The organism is Arthrobacter sp. efr-133-TYG-118, assembly GCF_030209755.1.
In the GTDB taxonomy this organism is placed as follows: Bacteria; Actinomycetota; Actinomycetes; order Actinomycetales; family Micrococcaceae; genus Arthrobacter.
Genome location: NZ_JARVRH010000016.1, coordinates 111726 through 119840 on the forward strand (window position 1 = coordinate 111726; position 8115 = coordinate 119840).

The 8115-nt window shown below is 65.3% G+C and carries 8 protein-coding genes; 3 read left to right on the top strand and 5 right to left on the bottom strand.

The window, feature by feature from the left end:
* Positions 1-45 precede the first annotated feature (45 nt).
* Positions 46-1566, top strand: a complete 1521-nt coding sequence (locus QRN59_RS14955; protein WP_284983287.1) for a DHA2 family efflux MFS transporter permease subunit — start codon at positions 46-48, stop codon at positions 1564-1566.
* Between the two features lie 82 nt (positions 1567-1648).
* On the opposite strand, the gene QRN59_RS14960 is transcribed toward QRN59_RS14955, so the two are convergent.
* The 5 genes from QRN59_RS14960 to QRN59_RS14980 form a co-directional block, all read right to left on the bottom strand.
* Complete coding sequence (locus QRN59_RS14960; protein ID WP_284983288.1) at positions 1649-2380, bottom strand: GNAT family N-acetyltransferase; 732 nt, start codon at positions 2378-2380, stop codon at positions 1649-1651.
* Positions 2381-2480: 100 nt separating this feature from the next.
* Positions 2481-3506: an ATP-dependent 6-phosphofructokinase gene (locus tag QRN59_RS14965; RefSeq protein WP_234749032.1), complete on the bottom strand. Its 1026-nt coding sequence runs from the start codon at positions 3504-3506 to the stop codon at positions 2481-2483.
* A gap of 256 nt (positions 3507-3762) precedes the next feature.
* Entirely contained in the window at positions 3763-4020 is a 258-nt protein-coding gene (locus QRN59_RS14970) for a PspC domain-containing protein (RefSeq protein WP_059387344.1), read from the bottom strand.
* A 45-nt stretch (positions 4021-4065) separates the two neighbouring features.
* Positions 4066-4368, bottom strand: a complete 303-nt coding sequence (locus tag QRN59_RS14975) for a hypothetical protein (protein WP_284983289.1) — start codon at positions 4366-4368, stop codon at positions 4066-4068.
* A gap of 1 nt (position 4369) precedes the next feature.
* Positions 4370-5869 (bottom strand): PspC domain-containing protein, encoded by a 1500-nt coding sequence (locus QRN59_RS14980; protein ID WP_284983290.1) that lies wholly within the window; start codon positions 5867-5869, stop codon positions 4370-4372.
* Positions 5870-5994: 125 nt separating this feature from the next.
* On the opposite strand from QRN59_RS14980, the gene QRN59_RS14985 reads away from it, so the two are divergent.
* A complete protein-coding gene (locus QRN59_RS14985) occupies positions 5995-7332 on the top strand; it encodes an ATP-binding protein (protein ID WP_284983291.1) in 1338 nt (445 codons plus the stop codon).
* Positions 7329-8030: a LuxR C-terminal-related transcriptional regulator gene (locus tag QRN59_RS14990; RefSeq protein WP_284983292.1), complete on the top strand. Its 702-nt coding sequence runs from the start codon at positions 7329-7331 to the stop codon at positions 8028-8030. The genes QRN59_RS14985 and QRN59_RS14990 overlap by 4 nt, the downstream gene beginning before the upstream one ends.
* Positions 8031-8115: the final 85 nt, after the last annotated feature.

Sequence of the window (8115 nt, forward strand, 5' to 3'; positions counted from 1 at the left end):
CCACGCACCAACTTGCAAGAAATTCAGCACAGTCAAAGGAAACCCATGGAAAACGTAGCTAAACCGTGGCCCGCACTGTGGTCCCTCGTGGTCGGGTTCTTCATGATCCTGATCGACACCACCATTGTTTCCGTGGCGAACCCACGGATCATGGAGGGCCTGCACACCGATATCAACGCCGTCATCTGGGTGACGAGCGCCTACCTCCTCGCCTACGCCGTGCCGTTGCTGATCACCGGACGGCTCGGTGACCGCTTCGGGCCGAAGAACCTCTACCTGATCGGCCTCGTGGTCTTCACCCTGGCGTCGCTGTGGTGCGGCCTCTCGGGCGATATCGGCATGCTGATCGCGGCCCGGGTGGTTCAGGGCATCGGCGCGGCCATGATGACGCCTCAAACCATGGCCGTCATCACCCGGATTTTCCCGCCGGACCGCCGCGGCGCGGCCATGGGCCTCTGGGGAGCCACGGCCGGCATGGCCATCCTCGTCGGCCCGATCCTCGGTGGCGTGTTGGTTGACGGCCTCGGCTGGCAGTGGATCTTCTTCGTCAACGTTCCCATCGGCGTCGTTGCCTTCGTCCTCGTGACCCGGCTGGTACCGAAGCTGACCACGCACAGCCACAAGTTCGACGTCCTGGGTGTGCTGCTGTCCGCAGCAGGCATGTTCCTGCTGGTGTTCGGCATCCAGGAAGGCCAAAGCTACAAGTGGGGCACCGTCAGCGGACCCATTACCGTGTGGGGACTGATCATCACCGGGCTCGTCGTCCTGGCCGCGTTTGTCTTGTGGCAGTGGCTGCTGGAGCGCCGCGGCGGCGAACCCCTGCTGCCGTTGGGCCTCTTCAAGGACCGCAACTTCTCCTTGGGCAACACCACCATCATGGCGGTGGGCTTCACCATCACCGCGTTCCCGTTGCCCACCATTTTCTACTACCAGGTAGTCCGCGGGTTGTCCCCGACGCAGTCCGCGTTGCTCATGATCCCCATGGCTGTGATCTCCGGCGCGCTGGCACCTTTCGTTGGCAAGCTGATCGACCGCATCAACCCGCGTTGGTTCGCCGCTTTCGGGCTCCTCTGCCTGTCAGGCGCCCTGTTCTGGACCGGAACGCTTCTGAAGCCGGACACCCCCATCTGGATGTTCCTGCTGCCCAGCGCCCTCCAGGGCGTGGCCAACGGCTTCATTTGGGGCCCGGTCTCCAACGCGACTACCCGCAACCTCCCGCCGCGCTCGGCCGGCGCCGGTTCCGGTGTCTTCAATACGACGCGCCAGATCGGTGCGGTGCTGGGATCTGCCGCTATTGCTGCCCTCATCCAGTCCCGGCTGGCGGCCGAGCTGCCTGCGGCGCCCCCAGGGGCCGCCCCGGCCGGCGAAGGCGGATTCACCGGCAAGTTGCCTGAATTCCTGCATGACGGCTTCTCGACGGCGATGAGCCAGTCGGTCCTGCTCCCGGCCTTTGCGATTCTGCTGGGCGCAGTGGCGGCGTTGTTGTTCGGCAAGCCCAAAGCCGTCCAGGGCTGGGGTTCCCCGGCTGCCGCAGCCAAGCCTGAGACTGTTTCGCAAGACGGTTAGCCCGCGCGAACTGGCAGATGATGCCCTCAAAATGCCGCGATTTTGAGGGCATCATCTGCCAACTCGAGGTCAAGAGAAGGCGCTAGCGGAGCAGCACGGAGGTCTGGATACCGCCGTCGACGAATCCCAGCCTTCGGGCCAGGGCCATGGAACCACGGTTATCCAGCGCGGTCCGCCATTGCAGCGTCAGGCCCGAGGCGAGTGCCTCGTGGGCGGCGATCGAAGCAGCGAGGGTTCCGAGTCCTTGCCTGCGCAATTCAGGCGGCACCAGGACCCCCATGTCTGCGAGGATCCCCTGCCATTCTGCATAGGCGCCGCAGGCCACCGGTTTGCGGTCCGGTTCGTTGCCATCCATCACGGTGAAATGGTGGTCCATCCTTGAGAGGTGGACTTCATTGACGTCGTCCGGTGGGCACCTGCCCTCCAACTCGATCGCCTCCGGATGGCCGTGGGAGACGGTGACTTCGCCGCCCGGCTGGAAGAGGGGAAGGTCGTCGGCGAACAGCAGCGCCGACGTCCCGAGTCCATGGCCGCCGTGTTCGCGGCTGATCCGCAACAGTTCGGAGTGCTCGCTCAGTTGATCGTCCGAGAGTTCGACGGCGGCAGCCACCGCCCACCCCGGACCCACCAAGGCGGAGCGGCCAAAGAGCCTCACGAACGTGATGGATTCAGCGTCCTCGTCTTCCCTGACCAGCCGCTCCCCGGTGCGGGCAGCAGGTGAGCCGGAGACGAAACTGAAGGCCTCGTCGTCGAACCCTAAATGCCGGGCCCAGGCCAGCAGCACGATTTCCGCCGATCCCGCATCAAGTTCCATGACATCGAGTCTATGCAGTCCCCGGAAAAGGAAGGAGCAGGCAGGCGCCCGGTGGGGTGCCCGCCTGCTCCTTGAAGAACCTGTTCCTTGAAGGACCGGCTCAGCCGAACAGCACCGCGGCTTCGTCGTAGCGATTCTGGGGGACGGTCTTGAGCTTGCCCAGAGCAGCTTCGAAGCCCACGTGCTCAATGTCCGTGCCCTTGAGGGCCACCATGGTTCCCCAGCGGCCTTCCACGACGGAATCGATGGCTGCCATGCCCAGACGGGTGGCCAGCACGCGGTCAAAAGCCGAGGGAACGCCGCCGCGCTGGATGTGGCCGAGGATCGTGGCGCGGGTCTCGATGCCGGTGCGGGCCTCGATTTCGGGGGCGAGCTGGTCGGCGATGCCACCCAGACGGGGCCGGCCAAAGGTGTCCAGTCCGCGTTCGGAGTGCGGGGCTTCCATGTGGTCGGGAACAAAACCCTCGGCAACAACAATGAGCGGCGCACGGCCACGATCGTGGGCCTCTTGGACCCACTCGGTGATCTGCTCGATGCTGACCTTCTGCTCGGGGATCAGGATGGCGTGCGCGCCGGCAGCCATGCCCGCGTGCAGGGCAATCCAGCCCACGTGGCGGCCCATGACCTCGGCGATCATGCAGCGGTGGTGGGATTCTCCGGTGGTGCGCAGCCGGTCGATGGCCTCAGTGGCGATCTGGACGGCGGTGTCGAACCCGAAGGTGTAGTCGGTGGCGTCGAGGTCGTTGTCCACAGTCTTGGGGACGCCGACGATCTTTAGCCCGGCGTCGGTAAGGCGCTTCGCGGCAGCCAGGGTGCCTTCGCCGCCGATGGCAATGATGGCGTCGATGCCGAGGCGGTCCATGTGGGCCTTGATGACATCCGGCCCGCCGCCGTTCTCGAACGGGTTGGTGCGGGACGTGCCGAGGATGGTTCCACCCTGCTTGGCGATACCGCGGACCATCGTGCGGGGAATGTCGATGACGTCGCCCTCCACGACGCCTCGCCAACCGTCCCGGAAACCGACGAATTCCTGGCCGTGAATGGCAATTCCCTTGAGGACGGCGCCGCGGATGACGGCGTTCAGTCCGGGGCAGTCGCCACCGCTGGTAAGGATTCCAATTTTCATGAGGGCTCAAATCCTGGCTAGGAGGTATACGTGCAGAGCGCCACGCTGAGCTCACAACGATTGTAGGGGGAAATGTGGGGTGGGACACAAACATGACCATCGCCGAGGATGAGACTTTTGAAACAACGTGGAAATTCGACGGGCAAGCCCGGCCTAAATGACCGGCTTATGGAACCTGGCTTAACAAGCCCAGCGCCCCGCCGCGTTGGCGGAGCGCTGGCGAACTCGCCGGCCCGTAAACCGGGGCCGGGCTGTGCTAATTCCTGCCTTGCGAACGCTGGGTGAGGAAAGATTCCAGCGCAATGGTGCCGCTTTGGTTGGGAAGCAGCAGCCACGCCACCACGTAAATCACCACGGCGGGCCCGGGTAGCAGGCAGAAGATCAGGTAGCCAATGCGGACGTAGGCCACGTCCACGTTCAGTTTGGCGGCGATGCCACCGCAAACCCCTCCGATCAAACGCTGCGGACCGCGCTTCAGGCCGATGCCCCGTACGATGCTGAAGAACTTGTTCATGGCTAGAGCCTTCCCTGTTGTGGCTGCTTTGTCACGTGCTGCTTGCTACCGGTGGTCGGAATCGGTGGCGCCGGCCCCGGAGTCCGGGCCGGACTCGATGCCCTTTCGGGAGCGAGCCGACACAAGGCCTCCGATCACGAGTGCCGCGCCGGCCCCGATCATGAGCCCGATCAGCACATAGGTGCCGTTGAGCGCTACGAGGCCGAGCTTGGAAATGATGATCAAAGCTGCGAGTGCCACAACAATCAGCCCCCAGACCACCGTGCTCACCCTGGCCCGGGCGGTTTGCGCGGTGGGTTCGGATCCCGGTGCCGTTTCAAATGCCCGCGTGGGTTCGTGTGTGCTCATGTCAGTTTCCTTCCTGGACGGTGACATTGCTGAAGGTGCCGTTGAGTTTGACGACCAGCTTGGCGCCGGGCTTGTCCGTGTTGAAGCTGTCCCGGGTGCCACCGTTGCTTTGGGTGACGGCGCTGCCGTCCTGCTTGAGGTTCGCGAAGGTCATGTCTGCTTGGACCTCCACCGGCACGGTCGCAGGTATGAGGAGCTTGATGTTGCTTGCGGTCACGTCCATCGGAACCACGACGTCGGAACTCAGCGGTGCGCTCAGGTTCAGCTTGGTCAAGTCAACGGTCCCGTTGGCCCCGGTAATGTCGAAGCCTTTGCGGGCATCCTCGATGCTCACGGGATTCCATTGAGCATTCTGGAGACGGAAGTGGTCTGCGCTGGGGGCGATATTGAATATGCCCCCGATCACCAGCGTCGCAACGGCCAGGAAGCCGAGCAGCCCTGATGTGCGGCCACGAAGCCCCGCAACGAGGATGCCGAGGCCGAGGACGGCGGCGCCCGTGGCCCAGACCACCGCGTTGGCGGCGTCCCCCAGTTGGATCACATTGCCGGCGTCGAGCAGCTTGAGCGTTCCGCCGGCCAGCAGGGCTGCCCCCGCTGAGACCGCTACGATAGCCGCGCCCGGTCCTTGCCGCCTCGGCCGCTCGGGCCGTTCGGGACGGTTGGGAACGCCAGCCGGTGGGTAGGGCCCCGCGGGATTGAAGGGCCCCGAGGGATTGACAGGGCCCGAAGGGGTTGCCGGCCCGCCGGCCCCGTAACTACCGGTCCCGTAACTACCGGCCCCGCCAGTCCCGTAAGCACTGGAGCCGTAAGGACCTGAGCTGTAAGGGCCGGCTGGATAGCCTGCCGAGGCATGGGAGCCCGCCCCGCCAGGGGAACTTGGAGCGGCCGCATAGTTGTGTGTGCCCATGGTCTGCCTTCCATTGCGGGATTTGCTGCGCTGGACCAGGAAGTAGACCAGGTAGATGATGCCGCCTACCCAGAACAGCGTCCACAGGATTCCAGGAACGCCGTTCCAGCCCCAGCCCCAGAAGCCGCGGCCGAGGCTTGGCAATCCGATGATGGTTGTGATGAGGGCGCCGGTCATGCCTGCGGACCAACGCCCCGCACCGGCCTCCTGGGCGTGGATGCGGCCATCGGGTTCGGGCAGGAGCGCCCAGGCGACGCCGTAGAGCAGGATGCCGACGCCGGCAAAAAGGGTGAGGATGATGAAGATGCCGCGGACGATCAATGGATCGATGCCGAAACGGTGCGCGATGCCGCTGGCCACGCCGCCCATCCACCGGTCGCGGCCGCGGCTGATGCCTTGGCTGCGGATCCAGTTGAAGAAGTTCTGCGGGGGAGCGGGCACAGCGTAGTTCGGTGCCGTGCCGCCGGTGCTGCCGGAGTTTGGCTGGGCCGGTTCTTCCGGCGAGCCTGTCCCTGCCGGATGGCTGGATTCTGCAGGTTGTCCGGGCTCCGCTGCTTGTCCGGAGTCCTCGGGATTCATGCTGTTCGCGTTCATACTTCGATCTTGCCGCCTGGCGGCGCCGCCCTCTATTGGGGGATACCCTGAACCTTCCCTGAGTGGCCCCCTGAGTTGCCCTAGCTCCGAGCGCCGAAGGCCCTGATACGTGTTTGGATGGATTCATGACAACCGCCATGCAACGCCCGCCGCTGGTCCGGAGCAGCGACCGGATGATTGCCGGCGTGTGCAGCGGCCTGGCGGACCACCTTGGCTGGCCTGTGAAGTACATCCGGCTCGGCATGGTCCTTGCCTCGTTCGCCGGCGGCGCGGGCCTGGCCTTCTACGCCTGGCTGTGGGTCATGGTGCCCACCGCCGACGAAAGCGCCCGCCGCAATAGCCGCCGCCCGGCGTCGCCCATTGCTCCTTCGGTCAGCATGCCTCCCGATGTAGCAGCGCCCGACGGCGGAGCGCAGCCGCCGCTGTCCACTCCGGCTCCCGTTTCCGTCTCCTGGTTCAGGATTCGGCGCATCCAGTACGGGAAAGAGATCCTCCTGGGAGCCGGCCTGCTCCTGGTGGCCGCCATCCTCATCGCCCGGCAATTCGGCGTCGAGGTCCCTCTCGGCACGCTGATCCCGGCGGCCGCCATACTCGGCGGAGCGGCGATCGCGTGGATGCAGCTGGACGAGACGCGCCGCGCCGGACTGGTGGACAAGACCAAGGCGGACCAAGCCGGCGGCTGGGTCCGCCTTGCTGCCGGCCTGGCCCTGGTGGTTGCCGGGGTGTTGGTCATGGTGTCCGGTTCCGGTTCGTGGGAGCAGACCTGGCTCGCCTTGCTGGCTTCCATCGCGGTGCTGGGCGGCGTCGCCCTGGTGCTGCTGCCGTGGGGCCTGAAGTTCTGGAAGGACCTTGAAACCGAGCGCGCAGCGCGGGTTCGCGAGACGGAGCGGGCCGAGATTGCCGCCCACCTGCACGACTCGGTGCTGCAGACGCTCGCCCTGATCCAGCGCCGCGCCGGCTCCGAGCAGGACGTGGTCCGGCTCGCCCGTGCCCAGGAGCGTGAACTGCGCACCTGGTTGTATCGGGACGCCGCCAAGGATGCGGGACTCCTGGCGGAGCGGATTGCCGCGGCCGCTGCCGAAGTGGAGGACGCGCACGGACACGCCGTCGACGTCGTCAGCGTGGGAGACGCCGCCATGACGGACCGGCATGAAGCCCTCGTCCTTGCGGCCCGGGAGGCGATGCACAATGCTGCCCGGCATGGCGGCGGAGCCGTGTCGGTCTATCTCGAGAGCTCGGACACGGGTAGCGAGGTTTTCATCAGGGATCGCGGACCCGGCTTTGACCCGGATGCTGTCCCTGAAGACCGGCTCGGAGTCAAGGAGTCAATCATCGGACGGATGAAGCGCCACGGCGGCACTGCAGTCATCAACAGTAGCTCCGAGGGCACGGAAGTACGCCTGAAACTGCCCGCCGAGAACGCCGACAAAGCAGAGAACCGAAACGGAGAAGCCAAAGCATGAACGGCACCCCAGAACAGATCAAGCCGGAGCAGGCCATAGCCGGGCAAGTGCCGCGGAAGGTGCGCGTGGTGATCGTGGACGATCATGCCATTTTCCGGTCCGGTCTGAAGGCCGACCTCGATTCCAGGATCGACGTCGTGGGTGAAGCCGGAACGGTGGAACAAGCCGTCGCTGTGATCGCCGAGGTTCACCCGGAAGTGGTGTTGCTTGACGTCCATTTGCCCGGCGGCCTTGGCGGCGGCGGGCGGGAGGTCATCAGCGCATCCACTCCGTTGCGCGGGAGCACGAGCTTCCTGGCCTTGAGCGTCTCAGATGCGGCCGAGGACGTCGTGGCCGTCATTCGGGCCGGGGCCCGAGGTTATGTCACCAAGACCATTTCCGGTCCCGAGATCTCCGATGCCGTGATCCGCGTGGCCGACGGTGACGCCGTCTTCTCGCCGAGGCTGGCGGGTTTTGTCCTGGACGCTTTCGGAACCTCGCCTGCCGAGATCGCCGACGACGAACTGGACCGTCTCTCCGCGAGGGAACTCGAAGTCATGCGCCTCATCGCCCGGGGCTACAGCTACAAGGAGGTGGCCAAGGAGTTGTTCATTTCCATCAAGACCGTGGAAACCCATGTCTCCGCGGTGCTCCGCAAACTCCAGCTTTCCAGCCGCCACGAGCTGACCAAGTGGGCCGCCGAGCGCCGCCTCCTCTGACGCGCGCTCACCTTTAACGCCTTGAGCCCAGGCGGATTCAAGTGGTCGTTGCAACACGTCCTTATGCTGCTGATTCTTCCAGAAT